Genomic DNA, 19,709 nt, shown 5'->3' on the forward strand with positions numbered 1-19,709 from the left:
GGCGGCATGCATCGTGTCGGTCGAGGCGTCCCCGGATCGGCCCCCGGGCGCCGAGGCCGCAGGGACCTTTCGCGCGGGCGCTCACGGGCGCGGTCTTCCGGTCGATCATGAAACCCGTCTGCCTGTCTCAAGAGGCGCGAAGCATGCCAGCAGGCTCTGCTTTAAAAGCCCGACGCCCGCCCTGCAAGCGCGCCCCCTCGGCTCAAGGTTGCTCCCGCCCCATTTTATCGGGCTGCGATCCCCTGGGCGGACCTTCGGCCGCCCCACGCCACTCCGGCCCCTGTGCCGGCGCCGACCCGCCAGCGCTCGCTGAACGGGACGTGCGCGATCATCAATGACAAGCCTGGGATTGCGTTGGGTCTTGCCAAACGAAAACGGGCGGCCCTTCGGCCGCCCGTCGGTCATCGGGTGTCGCGGGCCGGGGCCCGGCGGATCACTCCGCCGCGCCGGCCTCGCCGTCGGAGCCGGCGGCGCGCTGGGCCTCGCGCTCGGCCTTGGCCTTGGCCTCGAGGTCCTCGCCGGTGGTCTGGTCCACCACCTTCATGGACAGGCGGGTCTTGCCGCGCTCGTCGAAGCCCATGAGCTTCACCTTCACCTTGTCGCCTTCCTTGACGACGTCGGAGGGCTTGGCCACGCGCTCGCTGGCGAGCTGGGACACGTGCACGAGGCCGTCCTTGGAGCCGAAGAAGTTCACGAAGGCGCCGAAGTCCACCACCTTCACCACGGTGCCCTCATAGATCTGGCCCACTTCCGGCTCGGAAGCGATGGACTTGATCCAGTTGATGGCGGCCTTGATGCTGTCGCCGTTGGCAGAGGCGATCTTGATGGTGCCGTCGTCCTCGATGTTGATCTTGGCGCCGGTCTTCTCGACGATCTCGCGGATCACCTTGCCGCCGGAGCCGATCACTTCGCGGATCTTGTCCACGGCGATCTTCATCACCTCGATGCGCGGGGCATGCTCGCCCAGCTCGGCGCGGGCGGTGGTGAGGGCCTTCGCCATCTCGCCGAGGATGTGGATGCGGCCGTCCTTCGCCTGGGTGAGGGCGACCTTCATGATCTCCTCGGTGATGCCGGCGATCTTGATGTCCATCTGGAGCGAGGTCACGCCCTGCTCCGTGCCGGCCACCTTGAAGTCCATGTCGCCGAGGTGGTCCTCGTCGCCGAGGATGTCGGAGAGCACGGCGAACTTCTCGCCCTCGAGGATGAGGCCCATGGCGATGCCCGCCACCGGGCGGCGCAGCGGCACGCCGGCGTCCATCAGGGCCAGCGAGGAGCCGCAGACGGTGGCCATGGAGGACGAGCCGTTGGACTCGAGGATCTCCGACACCACGCGCAGGGTGTAGGGGAACTCGTGCTTGGCCGGCAGCATGGGGTGGATGGCGCGCCAGGCGAGCTTGCCGTGGCCGATCTCGCGGCGGCCGGGGGAGCCCATGCGGCCGGTCTCGCCCACGGAGAAGGGCGGGAAGTTGTAGTGCAGCAGGAAGTGCTCCTTGTAGGTGCCTTCCAGGCTGTCGATGAACTGCTCGTCCTCGCCGGTGCCGAGGGTGGCGACGACCAGCGCCTGCGTCTCGCCGCGGGTGAACAGCGCGGAGCCGTGGGCGCGCGGCAGGATGCCGACCTCGGAGACGATCGGGCGCACGGTGCGCACGTCGCGGCCGTCGATGCGGATGCCGTCGTCGAGGATGGCCCAGCGCACGATGGAGGCCTCGAGCGCCTTGAACACCTCGGAGACCACCTGCGGGTTCGGCACGGAGGTGCCGCCGATGGCGAGCTCCTCGTAATACTTCTTCACCTTGGCCTTGGCGGCGCCGACGGCGGCGTAGCGGTCCTGCTTCTGCTTGATCTTGTAGGCGGCGCGCAGATCGTGCTCGGCGATCTCCTTCACCTTGGCCTCGATCTCGGAGACGTCCTGCGGCGCGAACGCGCGGGGCTCCTTGGCGGCCTTCTCGGCCAGCTTGATGATGGCCTCGATCACCGGCTGGAAGTGGCGGTGGCCGAACATCACCGCGCCGAGCATGATCTCCTCGGGCAGCTCCTTGGCTTCCGATTCCACCATGAGGACGGCATCGCCCGTGCCGGCGACCACCAGCTCGAGGGCGCTTTCCTTGACCTCGTCGACGGTGGGGTTCAGCACATATTCGTTGTCGATGAAGCCGACGCGCGCGGCGCCCACCGGGCCCATGAAGGGGATGCCCGAGAGGGTGAGGGCGGCGGAGGCGGCGACCATGGCGACCACGTCGGGATCGTTCTCTAGGTCATGCGCCAGCACGGTGACGATCACCTGGGTGTCGCACTTGAATCCGTCCGGGAAGAGCGGGCGGATGGGGCGGTCGATGAGGCGGGAGACCAGCGTCTCCTTCTCGCTCGGACGGCCCTCGCGCTTGAAGTAGCCGCCGGGGATGCGGCCGGCGGCGTAGGTCTTCTCCTGGTAGTTCACCGTGAGGGGGAAGAAGTCCTGGCCGGGCTTGGGCTCCTTCGCCGCGACGACGGTGGCGAGCACCTTGGTGTCGCCATAGGTGGCGAGCACGGAGCCGTCGGCCTGGCGGGCCATCTTGCCGGTCTCGAGGGTGAGGGTGCGGCCACCCCAGTCGAGCTCTTCGCGATGGATGTCGAACATGTCTTGCTCTTTTCTAGATGGCGCGAAGACGGGGAGCCATGAGCAAGACGGCCGGACGCGCCGCGCGAAGCCGCACCCTCACGAGGGGGCTCCGACGGTAGCGTCCGGCGATCCTGCCATGACTCGTCCTTCGTTCGCGGACCCGCAGCCGGCCCCATGCCTGCTGCGTCAGGCGTGCCTCCTGGTCATCGGAGGGCACGCGCGGCGCCCGCCCGCCTGGGGCGAGCGCCGGGTGGTGGCGTCAGCGACGGATGCCGAGACGCTCGATGAGGGTCTTGTAGCGGCCCTCGTCCTTCTTCTTCAGATAGTCGAGAAGGCTGCGGCGCTGCGAAACGAGCTTCAGGAGCCCGCGGCGCGAGTGGTTGTCCTTGTGATGGGACTTGAAGTGGCCGGTGAGGTTGGAGATCCGCTCGGTGAGGATCGCCACCTGCACTTCCGGCGAACCGGTGTCGCCGTCCTTGGTGCCATAATCCTTGATGAGCGCCTGCTTGCGCTCTGCCGTGATCGACATCGGTCTGTCCTTTCAACGAGAGTGCACTTTGGAAGCCCCCTCGCCGGCGCCGCCGGACGGGTTTCACGAGGCTTCCGCTCGGCCGGGCCGGGATGTCGTCCAGCACGGTCGAACCTGAAACACGGAAGGCGGCGCCCTTTTCATCGGAAAACGCCCGCCCCGCCTGTTATTGAAGCCGAGCGCGCGTGCTCCAGGGCACCGTCCGCGCGGCGGACTATAGACAATTTTCCCAATGGAACCAGCGGAATGTTTCCGGGCCGGCTCCACCTGCCGCAGCCCGGCCGCGACAGGTGTCGGCGTTCTCACCCTCCCGCGCGGTCGCAGCGGGAGGGCGTCAGCCCTGGGGCATTTTCGAGTGAACCGGGCACCGGTTCGCGTGAAGAAAATGCGCTGGAACAAAGAGGTAGGGCATTTCCGCGATTCGGAGAAACGCGGAAATGCCCTAGCCTTCGTCGCTGCGGCGCGGCGGGCGCGGTTCGCGGTTCACGATCTTCTTGGCCCAGTTGAACACGCGGTGGGGGTAGATCTCACCCCCCTCCACGTCGCCGATGGCGATGAGCGCGCCCTGGCAGAAGATGGCGGCGTGGCCCTTGACGATGGGGGCGTCCCGCCCGCGCAGGATCACGCTCTGGCCGCAACGCAGGCGGTGGGCGTCGGGCGGGGTGACGGTGATCTCGGGGATCTCCTCCAGGGCCACGGCCACCGGGTCGAGGGCGTCCATGAGCGCCTCTTCCCCGGCTTCCGCGCGCTCGCGCAGCTCGTCCAGGGGCACCAGGTCCTCTTCCAGGAAGGGGCCGACGCAGGCCCGGCGGAGGGCCGAGACGTGGCCGCGGGCGCCCAGCATGCGGCCGAGGTCGCGGGCGATGGCGCGCACATAGGTGCCCTTCCCGCACTCGGCCTCCAGCACCGCGTGGTCGGCATCGGGCCGCTCCACGAGATCGATGCGGAAGATGCTCACCGGGCGGGCCTCCAGCACCACCTCCTCGCCGTCGCGGGCGAGGTCGTAGGCGCGCTCGCCGCCGATCTTGAGGGCGGAATAGGCCGGGGGCACCTGCATGATCTCGCCGCGGAAGGCGGACAGCGCCTGCAGGATGTCGGCGTCGCTCGGGCGAAGGTCGGAGGTGGCGACCTCCTTGCCCTCGGCGTCGTCGGTGTCGGTCTCGATGCCGAAGCGCACGGTGAAGCGATAGGTCTTGCGCCCGTCCATGACGTAGGGGACGGTCTTCGTCGCCTCGCCGAAGGCAATGGGCAGGCAGCCGGAAGCCAGCGGGTCCAGCGTGCCGGCGTGGCCCGCCTTCTTCGCCCCGAAGATGCGCTTCACCACGCTCACCGCCTGGGTTGAGGTGAGGCCTACGGGCTTGTCGAGCAGCACCCAGCCATCGAGGTCGCGCTTGGGCGCGCGGGGGCGGTTGTCCTGCTCGCGGGTGATGCGGGGCGGGCGGGACTCGCGGGCGGAACCGGGCGCCTTGCCGGTCTCGGCAGGGGCAGTGGGCGCGGGGGCATCTGCGGCGGCGTCCACGGCGGGGACGTCAGCCTGGGCAGTGGCCGTTGCAGCGGCTTGAGCGGTCATTCGTCGTCGGTCTCTTTGTCGGTCGAAGTCTCGGACTGGGTCTCGGAATCGAGGTCGCGCTGCACCTCCGGCGAGCGCAGCAGCGCATCCATGCGGGCGCCCTCGTCGAACGAGGTGTCCTTGCGGAAGCGCAGCTCGGGCACGCTTTTCAGCTCCACCCGCCGGGCCACCTCGCCGCGCAGCCGGCGCGCGTTGGTGTCCAGCGCCTTCAGCACGGGGGCGATGTCCTTGCCGCCCAGGGGCATGACGTAGCAGGTGGCGATCTTGAGGTCCGGCGACATGCGCACCTCGGGCACGGTGATGATGTGCCCGGCGAGCACCGGATCAGTGACGTTGCCGCGCTGGAGCACTTCGGCGAGCGCGTGGCGGACGAGCTCGCCCACGCGCAGCATGCGCTGGGAGGGGCCGCCCCCCGTGCGGGAATCAGGTCTCATTGTTCTTAAAACCTCTGCGGTGCCCTGCGGCCTGGCCGCGGCACCTTCTCCTTCAAGATGGAGCGGGCGGATTTGGACCGTGCCGCTCCGGTTGAAACCGTTTGTGCTCCGCTGTCGCGCCATCCTGCCCTCTCCCGCGGGCGGGGGAGGGGGGTGGAGCGCGGACCGCTCTCGTCAGCCCGTCATCGCCGGGCCCGGTGCCGGCCGTCCACGCCCATCAGCCGGCACGGGCCGCCCCCGGGAATACCCGGGTCCGGATATGCCCGGATTCCGGCGTCCGGGACCCGATGCCGGCGACAGCCGGTGTCGGGCCCGCGGCCGGGCGATGGCGATCCCCGAAGGGAGGGTGATCACAGCGAGCGCTGGATCACCTCGACGCGGTAGCACTCGATCACGTCGCCAGCGCGCATGTCCTGGTAGTTCTCGAAGGACATGCCGCAATCCTGGCCGGCGTGCACCACGTTCACCGCATCCTTGAAGCGGTTCAGCGTGGCGAGCTTGCCTTCGTGGATCACCACGTTGTCGCGGATGAGGCGGACGTGCTGGCCGCGTTCCACGATGCCGTCGGTGACCTGGCAGCCGGCCACCTTGCCCACCTTGGAGACCGCGAAGATCTCCTTGATGAGGGCGTTGCCCAGCATGGTCTCGCGGTTGATGGGCGCGAGCAGGCCGCTCATGGCCTTCTTCACGTCATCCACGAGGTCGTAGATGATGTTGTAGTAGCGGATCTCGATGCCCGCCCGGTCGGCCGCGTCGCGGGCTTCCTTGTTGGCCCGCACGTTGAAGGCGATGATGGCGGCGCCGGAGGTCTCCGCCAGCGTCACGTCGCTCTCGTTGATGCCGCCCGCGCCGGAATGGATGATGCGGGCCTGCACCTCGTCGTTGCCGATCTTCTCCAGCGAGCCGATGATCGCTTCCACCGAGCCTTGCACGTCGCCCTTGATGATAAGGGGGAATTCCTTCCGCCCCGAAGCCTTCACCTGGCTCATCATCTGCTCCAGCGAGCCGCGGATGGTGGCGGAACGGGCCGCCGCCTTCTCGCGCTTCTGGCGCTGGCGGTAATCGGTGATCTCGCGGGCTCGCGCCTCGTTCTCCACCACGGCGAGGCGGTCGCCCGCCTCCGGGGTGCCGTTGAAGCCCAGCACCTCCACCGGGAAGGACGGGCCGGCCGCGTCCACGTTGGAGCCGGTGTCCGAGATGAGGGCGCGCACGCGGCCCCACTCGGCGCCCGCCACCACGATGTCGCCCACGTGCATGGTGCCGCGCTGGACGAGGACGGTGGCCACCGGGCCCCGGCCGCGATCGAGCTTGGCTTCCACCACGGTGCCTTCGGCGGCGCGGTCGGGATTGGCGCGCAGGTCGAGCAGTTCCGACTGGAGCGCAATGGCCTCGAGCAGCTTGTCGAGGTTGAGATGCTCCTTGGCGGACACCTCCACCTCGAGCGTCTCGCCGCCCATGCTTTCCACCTGCACCTCGTGCTGGAGCAGCTCGGACCGCACCCGCTCCGGCTTGGCGCCGGGCTTGTCGATCTTGTTGATGGCCACGATCAGCGGCACCTTGGCGGCGCGCGCGTGATTGATGGCCTCCACCGTCTGGGGCATCACGCCGTCATCGGCCGCCACCACCAACACCACGATGTCCGTCACCTTGGCGCCGCGGGCGCGCATGGCGGTGAAGGCGGCGTGGCCGGGGGTGTCGATGAAGGTGATCTTGCTGCCCGAGGGCGAGGTCACCTGGTAGGCGCCGATGTGCTGGGTGATGCCGCCGGCCTCGCCGGAGACCACGTTGGCCTTGCGGATGGCGTCCAGCAGCGAGGTCTTGCCGTGGTCGACGTGGCCCATGATGGTCACGACGGCCGGGCGCGGCAGGAGGGTTTCGAGCTCGTCCGGCGTGTCGAACAGGCCTTCCTCGACGTCGGATTCCGACACGCGGCGCACCGTGTGGCCGAGATCGGTGGCGATGAGCTCGGCCGTGTCGGCGTCGATCACGTCGGTGATCTTCACCATCTGACCCTGCTTCATCAGCATGCGGATCACGTCCACGGCCCGCTCCGACATGCGGTTGGCGAGTTCCTGGATGGTGATGGTCTCGGGCAGGATCACCTCGCGGGCGATCTTTTCCTTGCTCTCCTGCTGCCGATGGCCGGTCATGCGCTGGGTGCGGCGGCGGAACGACGCCACCGAGCGCTGCCGCTCCTCCTCGCCCGACTGGGCGGTGACGAGGGTAAGGCGGCCGCGCTGCTTTTCCTGGCCGGCGGGGGCACGGGGCACCTTCACCGGGGCGACCGGGCGGGCGCCGGGCCCGCGGCGCACGGCGCGGCGTTCCTCGTCCTCGCCGCCCTCGGTCGGGGTGGCGGCGGTGCCGGCCGGGCGGGGCGTGAGCGGCCGGGCGGCTGTCGCACCGGCGCCGGCGCCGCCGGCGGGACGGGCACCGCCCTGGTCCTCGCCGAAGCGCTTGCGGGCTTCCTGCTCGGCCTTCTTCTTCTTCTCTTCTTCCTGGGCGCGGCGCGCCTCTTCCTCGCGCTTGCGGGCCTCGGCGGCCTCGCGCTCGGCACGTTCGACGCGCTCGCGCTCGGCGCGGCGGCGCGCCTCTTCCTCGGCGGCGCGGCGTTCCTCGGCCATGCGCCGCTCTTCCACCTCGCGGACGCGGGCGTCGGCGAGAGCTGAAGCGCGGGCGTTGCGCTCCTCCTCGGTCAGGGTGCGCAGGACGACGCCGGAGCCGCCGGGACGCTGCTGCTGGCCGGGGCGGCCACCGGGGCCGCCGGCGCGGCGATCCTGGCCGCCGGGGCCACCGGAACGCGGCGGCTGGCCGGGACGGCCGGGCGCGCCGGGGCGCTGGCCCTGGGCCGGAGCGCCGGAACGCGACGCCCCGGATGCGGGGGTCGAGCGCGACCCTTCGGCCGGGCGAGCGGGAGCGGCCGGCCGGGCTGGAGCCGCAGGAGCGGCCGGGGCAGGCGCGGGGGCAGCGGCCACCGGAGCCGGAGCGGCGGGAGCCGCGGGGGTGGCCGGAACGGGAGCCGCGGGCTGGACCGGCTGCTCGGCGGGCGCGGCCGGAGCCTTCGCTTCCACAGCGGCAGCGGCCGGGGCGGCCGGGGCGGCGGGAGCGGGTGCGCTGGGCGCGACAGGCGCAGGCGCCGCAGCCTCGGGAGCTGCGGGGACGGGGGCTGCAGGAGCCGGGGCGACCGGGGCCGGGGCCGGTGCCTTGGCCTCGGAAATCGGCGCGGCAGGAGCCGGCACGGGCGCCTTGGCCTGGACCGGAGCCGCCGGCTGGGCGGGGGCGGCCGGACGCGGCGCGGCGGGGGCGGCCGCCGGCGCTGGGGCAGTGGCGTGCCCCTGTTCACCTGGGGCGATGACGCGGCGCTTCACCTTCTCCACCACAACCGCCTTCGAGCGGCCGTGGCTGAAGCTCTGGCGCACCGTGCCCTGCTCCACCGGGCGCTTCAGGGTGAGCGTCTTACCGGGGGCGGGATGCAGCGTCTTGTCGCCTGGGGTCTTCGTATCGTTCATTCCGTATCCGTTCCTTGCATCCGGCCGGGGACATGCGCGTGATCCTCGCCCTGCCCATGCCCTTCGCCACCGGACGCACCCGTCCGCCAGCGCAAGAGCTTGAGGCAGCGCCCGAGAAAGCCTTCCGTCGTCGGATGCGCGAGCAGCGCCGCATGTACCACATTTGACCGCCCCAACGCCAAGTCCAATTCGATGCCGGGAAAGCAATCGATCAACGAGACCGGGCGCGCGCCGGCATTTTCCACCTGGCGTGCGAGGGCATTCAGCTTGCGCACCCCATCCGGGCGCGCGTCCGCGGCGTGCAGGAGTACCCGCACGTCGCCGGCGGCGAGGGCCGCCTCGATCTTGGTCGCGCCCGTCACCACCTTGCCCGCCTTGTTGGCGAGGGAGAGGGCGGCGCGGGCATCCTTGTAGAGAAGCGCATCCACGAGATCGGCAAGGTCCGGCGCGGCGGTTCCCTTGCCCTTGAAGGCGCGGCCGAAGGCCTTGCGCTTCAGCGCCGTCTCGAGATCGGCGCGCGTGGCGCTCACCCAGGCGCCACGCCCGGGCAGCCTACGGGCGAGGTCCGGGACGATCTGGCCGTCCGGCCCCGCCACGAAGCGCAGCATGTCCTCGACCGGGGTGACCCGCCGCGTGGCAAGGCACAGGCGCGACAAGGGCGCCCGTGCAGCCCCAAGGCTGCGGGGTCCCCCGTCCGTCTCGTCCTCGTCCAGCGTTTCGAGCACCGTGGGTCATCTCCTTCGGCTCAGGCTTCGTCGGCCGGGGCGTCTTCCGCCTCGGCCGGCTCATCCGCCTCGATCCAGCCGGCGGTGACGCGGGCCTGCATGATCAGGGCCTCCGCGTCCTCGCGGGAGAATTCGAAGCCGTCCAGGGCGCCGGCGTGGCGGACGGTCTCGCCGTCCTTGCGCTCGGTCCAGCCGACGAGATCGTCGGTGGCGCAGCCGGCCAGGTCCTCGACGCTCTTGATGTCGTTCTCGCCGAACGCCACCAGCATCTTGGAGGTGACGCCGGGCACCGCCTTGAGGTCGTCCTCCACGCCCAGCTCCTTGCGGCGGGCGTCGAGCGCCTCCTCCACCTCGGCGAGGTGCTTCTGGGCGCGGGCCTGCAGCTCGGCGGCGGTGTCCTCGTCGAAGCCCTCGATGGAGGCGAGCTCCTGGAGCGGCACGTAGGCGATCTCCTCCACCGAGGTGAAGCCCTCGGAGGTGAGCAGCTGGCCCATCATCTCGTCGAGATCGAGCGCTTCGGCGAACATCTTGGTGCGCTCGGCGAATTCCTTCTGCCGCCGCTCGCTCTCCTCCTGCTCGGTCATGATGTCGATGTCCCAGCCGGTGAGCTGGGTGGCGAGGCGCACGTTCTGGCCGCGGCGGCCGATGGCGAGCGAAAGCTGCGCGTCCGGCACCACCACCTCGATGCGCTCGCGATCCTCGTCGAGCACCACCTTCACCACCTCGGCGGGGGCAAGGGCGTTGACGATGAAGGTGGCGATGTCCGGGTTCCAGGGAATGATGTCGATCTTCTCGCCCTGCAGCTCGTTCACCACGGCCTGCACGCGCGAGCCGCGCATGCCGACGCAGGCGCCCACCGGGTCCACGGAGCTGTCGCGGGAGATGACCGCGATCTTGGCGCGGGAGCCGGGATCGCGGGCCACCGCCTTGATCTCGACGATGCCGTCGTAGATCTCCGGCACTTCCTGGGCGAACAGCTTCGCCATGAACTGCGGATGGGTGCGGGACAGGAAGATCTGCGGCCCGCGGGGCTCGCGGCGCACGTCGTAGACATAGGCGCGGATGCGGTCGCCGGTCTTCACCGTCTCGCGCGGGAGCAGCTCGTCGCGGCGCAGCATGCCTTCGCCGCGGCCGAGGTCCACCACCACGTTGCCATACTCGACGCGCTTGACGAGGCCGTTCACCACGTCGCCGATGCGGTCCTTGTACTCGTCATACTGCCGGTCGCGCTCGGCCTCGCGCACCTTCTGCACGATGACCTGCTTGGCCGACTGGGCGGCGATGCGGCCGAAGTCGAAGGGCGGCAGGGTGTCGGCGATGGTGTCGCCCACCTGGGCCGCCGGATTGTGGCGGCGGGCGCCGTCGAGCGTGATCTCGGTGGCGGAATTCTCCACATCGTCCACCACCAGGAGGTGTCGCGCCAGGCGCAGCTCACCGGTCTTGGGATTGATGTCCGCGTGGATATCCGTCTCCTGGCCGTAGCGCGAGCGCGCCGCCTTGGCGATGGCGTCTTCCATGGCGGCGATGACAATGCTGCGGTCGATGGACTTTTCCCGCGCGACCGCATCGGCGATCTGCAGGAGTTCCAGCCGGTTTGCGCTGACGGCGACCATCAGTGCTTCTCCTTCACGCTGCTGGCGTTGGCCGAGGAGCCGGCCGTCTCCAGGCCGGCCTTCTTCTTGGCGTTGGATTTCTTGGCATCGGGCTTCTTGCCCGGGACCTTGCTCTTCTTCGCCTTCTTGCCGGCGACCTTGCCGGTGGCGGCCTTGTTGGCCACCGGCCCGCGCGCGGGCGCGGCGGGGGCGTCGGCCAGATCGCCGGGCGCGAACGTGTCGTCCGCCTCGAGCGGATCAGCGTCGCCGTCGAGGAAGGCCTCGGCGTCCTCGTCCAGCGCCTGCCCGGCGGCCTTGGCGGCGCGCAGGGCCTCGCGGATGAGGGCGTCGGTGAGCACGAGCTTGGCGTCGTGGATGTCGGCGACGGGCAGGCGGACGGTGTCCTCCTCGTCGGCCCTGGCATCCAGCCGCTTGACCACCGCATCGTCGCCCTCGGCGCCGATGAGGATGCCGCGGAAGCGCTTGCGGCCGTCCACGGGGACGGTCATCTCCAGCTTCACCTCGTGCCCCGCCCAGCGGACGAAGTCCGAGCGGCGCACCAGCGGCCGGTCGATGCCGGGGGAGGACATCTCCAGGCGGTAGGCGCTGGCGATGGGGTCTTCCACGTCGAGCACGGGGGAGAGAGCGCGGGAGGCGGCCTCGCAATCATCGATGGACATGGTGCCGTCGGGCCGCTCGGCCATGATCTGCACCGTGCCGCCGTCGCGGTTCGTCACCTTGACCCGCACCAGGCGGAAGCCGAGCGCGCCGAGCACGCCCGAGGCGATGGCGGCCACGCGGGCGGCCACCCCGGTTTCGGTGATGAGGCGCGGCTCGTTCGGATCGTCGAGCGCGGCGTTGATCTCGGTCATGTCCCTCCGGGACGCGAAGGTCCGGGCGAATTGGGCCTCCGGCGGTTCGGCACCGGGGCCCGGGTTTGAATCGTTGCCCCTGCGGGCCGGCAGCGGAAGGTCCGGATAAGCAGAAAAGGAGCGGACCCCCGCGGGGACCCACTCTCATCACCTTCGACTGCGATGGCGCTGAGGCATCCCCATCGGGGACGGCGCTAATATAGCCAGAAATGCTCGCGACGCAATCCCCTCGCAGCGGTCGACCATTCCGGAGGTGCGGTGGTCCGCTTTGCCGGGAGTGCCGCATTTGCGCCGCGATGGGCGTGTTGAAGGCGCCCATGGCGGCGTTCCCGCCGCCGACCTCGAGGGAGGCGCTCCGGCGCCGTGCGGTGGGCCTGTTCCCTCTGCCGCAGGGTCCGGAGGCAGCGGCCCGCCTGATCCGCCTGGGGCTGACCGGATCGCTGAATTTCGGAACCGCCCTTCCGGCCGACGAGCTTGTGTTTGCGTCACTCGTCCGGAAAGCGGCGAACCGCCGGGGCGCCTGGCACGCCCGCCTGCGCCCCGGCGGTGAAATCCTCGCCTCGTTTCCTCGCCTCGTTTCCTTGCAACCCGTGACGGAAAGCACCGCCCGCCCTGCCGGGGGACGGCGATGGCTCACGCCAGGGCGTCCAGCTCCCCGTCAGTCAGGGCGCCGGGCACGATGGTGACGGGAATCGGAAAGCGCGCCGCATGCCCGCCCGCGAGCGAGGTGACGAGCGGCCCCGGCCCATCCTTCCCCTCGCCCGCCGCCAGGACCAGGATGGCGATGTCCCGATCCTCGTGGATGACGGCGCGGATCACCTCCGCCTTGTCCCCCTCGCGCACCACGTGCTCGGGCGTGATGCCGGCCACCTGGCGGGCGCGGGCCGTGTATTTGGCAAGTCGCTCCTCCATCTCCTCATGGGCCTCGGCGCGCATGAGGTCGGCGACGCCGAGCCATTGCTGGTTCACCCCTTCCAGCTCCAGGATCCCGAGCATGACCATTCCGCCTTCGGTGCCGGCGGCGCGGCGGCTGGCGTAATAGACGGCCCGGTCGCATTCGGGCGTGTCGTCCACCACCACCAGGAACTTGCGGCGATGGCCGGGCTCGTGGCTCTGGCGCGTCGGAATCATGGGCACTCGCCTCGGCTCGGGGGCGCGGCGGCCCCGTTCGGGCGGGGATGGTGCCACGGGAGACGGCGGCGGCGGGAGGACTTTTTCGCCCCGCGCAAGACGCGTCCCCAGGGCAAAGGACCTTGAGCATTTCCGCGATTCAACAGACGGGGGAAATACTCTAGACGGGACAGGCGCCGCGCGGACGGTGCGGGACAGCGCGGGGCCGGCCTCAGGCCGGATGCGCAGGTGACAGGGAGATGTGGCGGTGTCGGAACTCAGCCTCGAACAGGCCCAGGCCATTGTCGCGGCCGCGCTCGGTCATGCGCGGGCCAATGCCATGAACCCTCTGGCGGTGGTCGTGCTCGACGCCCGTGGCGCCATCAAGGCGTTTGCGGCGGAGGACGGCACCAGCCTCAACCGCGGCGACATCGCCCACGGCAAGGCCAGTGGCGCGCTGGGGCTGGGCATGGGCTCGCGCGCGCTGTTCAAGCGGGCGAAGGACCAGCCCTTCTTCATCTCGGCCGCCACCTCCACCATCGGCGGCGCGCTGATCCCGGTGCCGGGCGGCGTGCTGATCCGGTCCGGCGAGGGCAAGATCCTCGGCGTCGTGGGCATTTCCGGCGACACCTCCGACAATGACGAGGCCTGCGCGCTGGCCGGCATCGCCGTCACCGGCCATGTGGGCGACCCCGGCCAGGATTGACCGTCGGGGAGGCAAAAGGCCCGGCGGGAGCCGGGCCGTCCGCTCAGAGGATCTGCGCCGCGTCCTCGAAGGACAGGCGCGGCAGGCGGGGCATCACCTTCTCCGGGTCGCCGTGGCCGATGGCGGCGATGAAGTTGGTCTTCACGGTGCCACCCGGGAAGAATTCCGCGTCCACCTTGTCGGCGTCGAAGCCGGACATGGGGCCGACGTCGAGGCCAAGCGCGCGGGCGGCGAGCATGAGATAGGCGCCCTGCAGCGACGAGTTGCGGAAGGCGTGGGGCTCGATGGCCGCCGGATTGTTCACGAAGATGTCGCGGAAGCCCGGATTGTGCGGGAACACCTGCGGGATCTTGTCGTGGAAGTTCAGGTCATAGCCGACGATGACGATGACCGGCGCCGCGAGCGACTTCAGATTCCCCTGCGAGAGGGCGGGGCGCAGGCGTTCCTTCGCCTCGGGGGTGGCAAGGAACACGAAGCGCGCGGGCTGGGTGTTGGCCGAGGTGGGGCCGAACTTCACCAGATCGTACAGGGCCTTGATCTCGGCCTCGGTCACCGGGGCGTCGGTCCAGCCGTTCTGCGAACGGGCGTCGAGGAAAAGGCGATCGATGGCGGCCTGGTCGATCTTGCCGGGCGTCAGGGCGGACATGGCGGCATTTCCTTTCGAATGTCACGGGGGCGCGGCGGGCGCGCGAAGGGCAGGCTGGCATCAGCCAGTCACCTTGGAGGTATATTTTCGGATGCGCCCGCACAATGGCCCGGCTTGCAAGGAGCCGTTGCGCGGATGCAAGCAGAGGCGGAAGATCCATCAGTCGGCTTGATCGATCGGTGAAGCCAATTGATGGGCATTCGCCGGCAAGTCGCTTTATATGATGCGCCCAGCGGGGCCGCCGCATCGCCCGGGCCCGCAAGCGTCCCCAGGTGTGAGCCCTCCCGCCATGACCGAGCCCGCCAAGGCCGAGCCGCCGTTTTCCGCCTCAACCGGCCTCGAGGCCGAGGATCCGTGGCTGGAGCGGGTGCGTGACCATATCCGCACCCTGCCGGAGAGCGGCATCGTCGAAGTGATGAACTATGGCCGTGACCGGCCGGGCATGATCCCGCTGTGGGCCGGCGAGGGCGACGTGCCCACCCCGCCCTTCATCTGCGAGGCGGCGGCCGCCGCCCTCCATGCGGGCGAGACCTTCTACACCTGGCAGCGCGGCCTGCCGGAGCTGCGCGCCGCCATCGCCCGCTACATGACGCGCCTCTATGGGGTGAAGGAGGATCCGGAGCGCTATTTCGTCACCGGCTCGGGCATGCAGGCGATCCACATCGCCATCGCCATGGCGGTGACGTCCGGGGACGAGGTGATCATTCCCTCGCCCACCTGGCCCAATGCTGCCGCCGCCGCACAGAAGGCGGGCGCGCGGGCGGTGTATGTGCCGTTCAACTATGGCCCCGGGGGCTTCACCCTCGATCACGATCGGCTTGCCGCCGCCGTGACGCCGCGCACCCGCGCCATCTTCCTCAACACGCCCGCCAACCCCACCGGCTTCGTGGCGACCCGCGAGGACCTGAAGGCGGTGCTGGCGCTGGCCCGCCGGCACGGCCTGTGGATCATCGCCGACGAGATCTATGGCCGCTTCTATTATGGCGACACCCCCCGCGCGCCCTCCTTCCACGACGTGATGGAGGAGGACGACCACATCCTGTTCGTGCAGACCTTCTCGAAGAACTGGGCCATGACCGGCTGGCGCATCGGCTGGATCGAGGCGAGCCCGAAGCTCGGGCAGATCATCGAGAACCTGATCCAGTATTCCACCTCCGGTGTCGCCGCCTTCATGCAGCGCGGGGCGGTGGCGGCCCTCGACCTCGGCGAGGGTTTCGTCGCCGAGCAGATCGCCCGCGCCCGCCGGGGCCGGGACCTGGTGGGCGATGCGCTGCTGGCTACCGGCAAGGTGGACCTCGTGAAGCCGCCGGGGGCCTTCTATCTCTTCTTCGGCATCGAGGGCCGCAAGGACGTCAGGAGCCTCGGCCTGACCCTGGTGGACGAGGCGAACGTGGGCCTCGCGCCTGGCACCGCTTTCGGCAACGGCGGGGAGGGCTTCATGCGCCTGTGCTTCGCCCGTGGCGACGCGCAGCTCGCCGAGGCGAGCCGCCGGCTGGTCGCCTGGCTGAAGGGGCACGGCGCGGCGTGAGAGGTCTCTCCTACCGGGTCAGGGCCGCCGTTGCCGCGACAGTCACGCTCGCGGCGGGAGCTGCCGGCGGGTTGGTCTTCGCCGTGCTGGGCCTGCCGGCGGCCTGGATCTCCGGCTCGCTCGTGGTGACCATCGCCCTGGCGGTGGCCAATGTGCGGATCGACGTGCCCGAATGGCTGCGCGTGCCCGCTTTCGTGGTGCTCGGAGCCTCGATGGGCACGGCGCTGACGCCGGAGACCTTCGCCCGCGCCGCCACCTGGCCGGTGAGCATGGCCTGCCTCGGGGCAAGCGTGCTCGGCACCATGGCGGGCGGCACGCTCTTTCTCACCCGTGTTGCCGGCTGGAGCCGGGAGACCGCCTTCTGGGCCTCCGCCCCCGGCGCCTTCGGCACGGTGGTGGCGATGGCGGCGGACACCCGCGCGGACCTGCGCAAGGTGGCCTTCGCCCAGGCGCTGCGCCTGTTCCTGCTGGTTGCCGCCCTGCCCAACGTGCTCGGCGCCCTGGGCCTCACTGCCGGCGGGCTGGCGCCGCCGCCGCATGTATCCTCGCCATGGGCCGTGGCAATGCTGATCGCCGTGTGCACGGGCACAGGCCTCCTCGCCACGCGGCTGAAGGTGCCGGGCGGGCTCATCCTCGGGGCGCTGGCCGGAAGCGCGGCGCTGCACGCCTCCGGGGCCTCGGATGCGGTGCTGCCGCCCGAGATGCTCATTCCTGCCTTCGTGATTCTGGGGGCGAGCGTGGGGGTGCGCTTCCTCGGCACCACGCTGGGCACCATCCGCGCCTATTTCCTCGCCTCGCTCGGGGCGTTCCTGGTGGCGGTGGCCATCTCCACCGTGTTCGCCGTGATCGCGGCCTGGCTGACGGGCGACGACCTCGGCAAGCTGGTGACCGCCTTTGCCCCGGGCGCGCTCGAGGCCATGACCGCGCTGGGCTTCGCCCTCGGCTACGATCCCGCCTTCATGAGCGCCCATCACCTGTTCCGTTTCGCTGGCCTCTCGGTGGCGCTGCCGGTGGCGGCGCGCCTCATGTTCGCCGCGGCGGAGGAGGTGGATGCCGTTGGGGAAGAGGAACACACGAAATAGTGTAGCTATACCGCCGGCCGAGCACTTGCCCAAAAACCCGTCCCGCACCTAACCAAGCCCTGCCTCCATTGGGCGAGGCGGTGTGACGGAGAGTAGCCTTGCGTATTCTGGACGATCTCGCGCTCCTGCTCGGGCGCCTGTGCATGGCGGCGCTGTTCCTGCCTGTCGGCATCGGCAAGATCGGCAACATCGCGGGATTTTCCGCCATGCTCGCGGCCAAGGGCGTGCCCATGCCCGAGTTGATGACCTATCTGACCATCCTGGTGGAAGTGGGCGGCGGCGTGCTCCTCGTCCTCGGACTGCTGCCGCGCATCGTGGCCGTCATCCTCATCGGCTTCACGGCCATCGCCACGGCCACGTCGCACGTGTTCTGGGGCATTCCCGATGCCGGAGCGGCCGCGGCTCAGCAGATCCATTTCTTCAAGAATGTGGGGCTCATCGGCGGGCTTCTGTTCTATTTCGCCGCGGGTGCCGGTCGGTTCGCCGTGCCGTTCGGGCGCAAGGCGGGCTGAGCGCCAAGGGGCGGGCTATTCCCCGCCGTAGCGATGCAGGTCGGAGCCGTGGCGGCGCAGCCACGCCTCCGCCTCCCGCCGGGTCGGGCACACCTGCTCCACCAGCCGCCAGAAGCGCGGCCCGTGGTTCATCTCCAGCCGGTGGGCCACCTCGTGGGCGGCGAGATAGTCGAGCACGAAGTGCGGCGCGAGGATGAGCCGCCACGAGAAGGACAGGTCCCCCCGCGCCGAGCAGGAGCCCCAGCGGCTCGCCGTGTCGCGCAGGGTCAGGCGGCCCACGTCCACCTTGAGGGCGGCCGAGTAATGCTTCACCGCCGCCGCGAGGTCGCGGCGCGCCTCCCGCTTCAGGAAGTCCTGCACCCGGCGGGAGACATGGGGCGCGTCGCCGGCGACGCAGAGCGCTGGCAGGCCGCGCGCCGCCGCATCGATCCAAACGGTACCCCGCGCCTGCGGGCAATGGACGATGCGATGGGGCTCGCCGCGGAGCGGGATTGCCGCCTCGTCCTCGAACGGCACCGTCTCCGGCAGGCGCACCAGTCGCACGCGCACCCATTCGCGATGCCGCTCCACGAAATCGCGGGCGAAGGCGAGTGGCACGTGGGGTGGGGCGGTGAGGGTCACGTCCCGCGCGGCCGCCCGCACGCGCAACGTGAGGCGTCGGGCTTGCGGGTGCCTGCGTACCGTTACACGCAGCGGCCCATCATCGAGCGAAAGCTCGATACATTCCGCGGAGCGCGGAAGGGGGGCTTGTCCGTCCTGGCGGCGAAACAGCATGTGTGGAACCGGGGCGACGTTACCTCCCCATCTTCACTGCATTTGCTTCGCCCGGCCAGAGCTAAGTGGGAGCAATCCGGGGATAAAGCGCAGTCACATTCCTGTTGAGGGCGAATACGTCCTGTTCCGCTTCCCCTGACACCGCAGGCGCCACCTCCGGCTGCGAGGAGCGCGGGCGCGCGGCACCGCGCGGCAACTCCTGGTTGAGGATGAAGTCGGAGATGCGTGGCGCGATCTCCGAACGGAACCGCGAGCCGTTGAAGACGCCGTAATGGCCGACGCCGGGCTGCTCCCAATGGGCGCGCTTGTCCTCGGGGATGCGCGGGCACAGCTTGTGCGCGGCTTTGGTCTGGCCGATGCCGGAGATGTCGTCCTTCTCGCCTTCCACCGTCATCAGCGCGACGCGGTGGATGGCATCCGGCTTCACCGGCTGGGCGTGGTGCATGATCTCGCCCTTGGGAAGGGCGTGGGTGATGAAGACGTTCTCCACGGTCTCCAGATAGAATTCGGCGGTGAGGTCCATCACCGCGAGATATTCATCATAGAAGTCGCGGTGCTTCTCGGCCGAGTCGCCGTCGCCCTGGATCAGGTGCCGGAACAGGTCCCAATGGGCCTGCATGTGCCGGTCGAGATTCATGGACATGAAGCCGTTGAGCTGCAGGAAGCCGGGATAGACCTCACGCAGGGCGCCGGAATGGGGCCACGGCACCGTGGTGATGACGTTGCGGCGGAACCACTCGATGCCGCGGTCCTTGGCCAGCGCGTTCACCGCGGTGGGCGCCTCGCGGGTGTCGATGGGGCCGCCCATCAGCACCATGGACTTGGGAACGTAGGGATCGTCCTCCGCTTCCATGCGGGCCACCGCCATCATCACCGGCACGGCGGGCTGGCACACCGCCATCACGTGGCAGTCGCCGCCCATGCGGTGGAAGATGGAGATGAGGTAGTCCACATAGTCCGACAGGCTGAAGCGCCCCTCACCAAGGGGAACAAGCTTGGCGTCCACCCAATCGGTGACATAGACGTCGTGGGTCGGCAGCATGGCCTCCACCGTGCCGCGCAGCAGCGTGGCGTGATGGCCGGACACCGGGGCGACGATGAGCAGGCGCGGCTGCGGCTGCCGTGGCGGATATTCGAAGGCGCGCTCGAAGTGCAGCAGGTTGCAGAACGGCCTCTGCCACACGGTGTTGACGTGCACGGGCACGGTCTGCCCGCTCGCCACCGTATGGGTGATACCCCAGTCCGGCTTGCCGTAGCGGCGCGTGGTGCGCTCGAACAGCTCGCAGGCCGCCGCCATGGACTTGCCCACGGTGGTGTGGGAGACCGGATTGATGGGGTTCTTCAGGAACAGCCGGCTGGCATCCGCCATGGCGCGCGAGGGGTTCAGGGCCGCGTAGCCCATCTCGTACATCCAATAGAGCGGCGTCGAGAGGCCGACGTCGCCCTGCCGCGGCAGCCGCGTAGCGCTCGCGAACTCTCCGATTGCCATGTGCGCTCCTCACGTTTAGTGCGCCCTTCGTAGAG

General features: G+C 69.9%; 16 protein-coding genes. 4 read left to right on the top strand and 12 right to left on the bottom strand.

Annotated elements, in window-relative coordinates; translation table 11 throughout:
* Positions 1-433: 433 nt before the first annotated feature.
* The 9 genes from pnp to V5F59_RS00335 form a co-directional block, all read right to left on the bottom strand.
* Positions 434-2,617, bottom strand: a complete 2,184-nt coding sequence (gene pnp / locus V5F59_RS00295) for a polyribonucleotide nucleotidyltransferase (RefSeq protein WP_393979221.1) — start codon at positions 2,615-2,617, stop codon at positions 434-436.
* Positions 2,618-2,858: 241 nt separating this feature from the next.
* On the bottom strand, positions 2,859-3,128 hold the full coding sequence (gene rpsO / locus V5F59_RS00300; protein ID WP_393979223.1) for a 30S ribosomal protein S15: 270 nt from the start codon (positions 3,126-3,128) through the stop codon (positions 2,859-2,861).
* Between the two features lie 442 nt (positions 3,129-3,570).
* Complete coding sequence (gene truB / locus V5F59_RS00305; protein ID WP_393979225.1) at positions 3,571-4,698, bottom strand: tRNA pseudouridine(55) synthase TruB; 1,128 nt, start codon at positions 4,696-4,698, stop codon at positions 3,571-3,573.
* The gene (gene rbfA / locus V5F59_RS00310) at positions 4,695-5,132 is read right to left on the bottom strand and encodes a 30S ribosome-binding factor RbfA (protein ID WP_393979227.1); all 438 of its coding nucleotides are present in this window, start codon (positions 5,130-5,132) and stop codon (positions 4,695-4,697) included. The genes truB and rbfA overlap by 4 nt, the downstream gene beginning before the upstream one ends.
* A gap of 350 nt (positions 5,133-5,482) precedes the next feature.
* On the bottom strand, positions 5,483-8,638 hold the full coding sequence (gene infB / locus V5F59_RS00315) for a translation initiation factor IF-2 (protein WP_393979229.1): 3,156 nt from the start codon (positions 8,636-8,638) through the stop codon (positions 5,483-5,485).
* Positions 8,635-9,363, bottom strand: a complete 729-nt coding sequence (locus V5F59_RS00320; protein WP_393979231.1) for an RNA-binding protein — start codon at positions 9,361-9,363, stop codon at positions 8,635-8,637. Before V5F59_RS00320 ends, infB begins: the two co-directional genes overlap by 4 nt.
* A 20-nt stretch (positions 9,364-9,383) precedes the next feature.
* Positions 9,384-10,976 carry a transcription termination factor NusA gene (gene nusA, locus V5F59_RS00325; RefSeq protein WP_393979233.1) on the bottom strand — a complete coding sequence of 531 codons (1,593 nt, stop codon included), beginning with the start codon at positions 10,974-10,976 and terminating at the stop codon, positions 9,384-9,386.
* A complete protein-coding gene (rimP, locus tag V5F59_RS00330; protein ID WP_393979235.1) occupies positions 10,976-11,827 on the bottom strand; it encodes a ribosome maturation factor RimP in 852 nt (283 codons plus the stop codon). The genes nusA and rimP overlap by 1 nt, the downstream gene beginning before the upstream one ends.
* 633 nt (positions 11,828-12,460) lie before the next feature.
* Positions 12,461-12,958 (bottom strand): universal stress protein, encoded by a 498-nt coding sequence (locus V5F59_RS00335; protein ID WP_393979237.1) that lies wholly within the window; start codon positions 12,956-12,958, stop codon positions 12,461-12,463.
* A 247-nt stretch (positions 12,959-13,205) separates the two neighbouring features.
* On the opposite strand from V5F59_RS00335, the gene V5F59_RS00340 reads away from it, so the two are divergent.
* Entirely contained in the window at positions 13,206-13,643 is a 438-nt protein-coding gene (locus V5F59_RS00340; protein WP_393979239.1) for a GlcG/HbpS family heme-binding protein, read from the top strand.
* 43 nt (positions 13,644-13,686) lie between these two features.
* Here the strand turns inward: V5F59_RS00340 and V5F59_RS00345 are convergent, their stop codons facing one another.
* A complete protein-coding gene (locus V5F59_RS00345; RefSeq protein ID WP_393979241.1) occupies positions 13,687-14,289 on the bottom strand; it encodes a malonic semialdehyde reductase in 603 nt (200 codons plus the stop codon).
* 289 nt (positions 14,290-14,578) lie between these two features.
* Here V5F59_RS00345 and V5F59_RS00350 point away from each other — a divergent pair, with 289 nt between their 5' ends.
* The 3 genes from V5F59_RS00350 (at position 14,579) to V5F59_RS00360 (ending at position 17,411) form a co-directional block, all read left to right on the top strand.
* A complete protein-coding gene (locus V5F59_RS00350; protein ID WP_393979243.1) occupies positions 14,579-15,817 on the top strand; it encodes a pyridoxal phosphate-dependent aminotransferase in 1,239 nt (412 codons plus the stop codon).
* A complete protein-coding gene (locus V5F59_RS00355; RefSeq protein ID WP_393979245.1) occupies positions 15,814-16,899 on the top strand; it encodes an AbrB family protein in 1,086 nt (361 codons plus the stop codon). Before V5F59_RS00350 ends, V5F59_RS00355 begins: the two co-directional genes overlap by 4 nt.
* A gap of 98 nt (positions 16,900-16,997) precedes the next feature.
* Positions 16,998-17,411, top strand: a complete 414-nt coding sequence (locus V5F59_RS00360) for a DoxX family protein (protein WP_393979247.1) — start codon at positions 16,998-17,000, stop codon at positions 17,409-17,411.
* Between the two features lie 15 nt (positions 17,412-17,426).
* Here V5F59_RS00360 and V5F59_RS00365 read toward each other — a convergent pair whose 3' ends face one another.
* Both V5F59_RS00365 and V5F59_RS00370 read right to left on the bottom strand, forming a co-directional pair.
* Complete coding sequence (locus V5F59_RS00365) at positions 17,427-18,185, bottom strand: M48 family metallopeptidase (protein WP_393979249.1); 759 nt, start codon at positions 18,183-18,185, stop codon at positions 17,427-17,429.
* A 61-nt stretch (positions 18,186-18,246) separates the two neighbouring features.
* Positions 18,247-19,674 (bottom strand): polyhydroxyalkanoate depolymerase, encoded by a 1,428-nt coding sequence (locus V5F59_RS00370; RefSeq protein ID WP_393979251.1) that lies wholly within the window; start codon positions 19,672-19,674, stop codon positions 18,247-18,249.
* Positions 19,675-19,709 lie beyond the last annotated feature (35 nt).

This window comes from Xanthobacter nonsaccharivorans (assembly GCF_043194755.2).
Classification (GTDB): domain Bacteria; phylum Pseudomonadota; class Alphaproteobacteria; order Rhizobiales; family Xanthobacteraceae; genus Xanthobacter; species Xanthobacter autotrophicus_G.

Bases quoted from the DNA above. Each gene is read 5' to 3' on its own strand.
- rpsO (WP_393979223.1), bottom strand. From the start codon at position 3,128: ATGTCGATCACGGCAGAGCGCAAGCAGGCGCTCATCAAGGATTATGGC.
- truB (WP_393979225.1), bottom strand. From the start codon at position 4,698: ATGACCGCTCAAGCCGCTGCAACGGCCACTGCCCAGGCTGACGTCCCC.
- V5F59_RS00370 (WP_393979251.1), bottom strand. From the start codon at position 19,674: ATGGCAATCGGAGAGTTCGCGAGCGCTACGCGGCTGCCGCGGCAGGGC.
- nusA (WP_393979233.1), bottom strand. From the start codon at position 10,976: ATGGTCGCCGTCAGCGCAAACCGGCTGGAACTCCTGCAGATCGCCGAT.
- pnp (WP_393979221.1), bottom strand. From the start codon at position 2,617: ATGTTCGACATCCATCGCGAAGAGCTCGACTGGGGTGGCCGCACCCTC.
- V5F59_RS00345 (WP_393979241.1), bottom strand. From the start codon at position 14,289: ATGTCCGCCCTGACGCCCGGCAAGATCGACCAGGCCGCCATCGATCGC.
- V5F59_RS00335 (WP_393979237.1), bottom strand. From the start codon at position 12,958: ATGATTCCGACGCGCCAGAGCCACGAGCCCGGCCATCGCCGCAAGTTC.
- V5F59_RS00365 (WP_393979249.1), bottom strand. From the start codon at position 18,185: ATGCTGTTTCGCCGCCAGGACGGACAAGCCCCCCTTCCGCGCTCCGCG.
- rimP (WP_393979235.1), bottom strand. From the start codon at position 11,827: ATGACCGAGATCAACGCCGCGCTCGACGATCCGAACGAGCCGCGCCTC.
- rbfA (WP_393979227.1), bottom strand. From the start codon at position 5,132: ATGAGACCTGATTCCCGCACGGGGGGCGGCCCCTCCCAGCGCATGCTG.
- infB (WP_393979229.1), bottom strand. From the start codon at position 8,638: ATGAACGATACGAAGACCCCAGGCGACAAGACGCTGCATCCCGCCCCC.
- V5F59_RS00350 (WP_393979243.1), top strand. From the start codon at position 14,579: ATGACCGAGCCCGCCAAGGCCGAGCCGCCGTTTTCCGCCTCAACCGGC.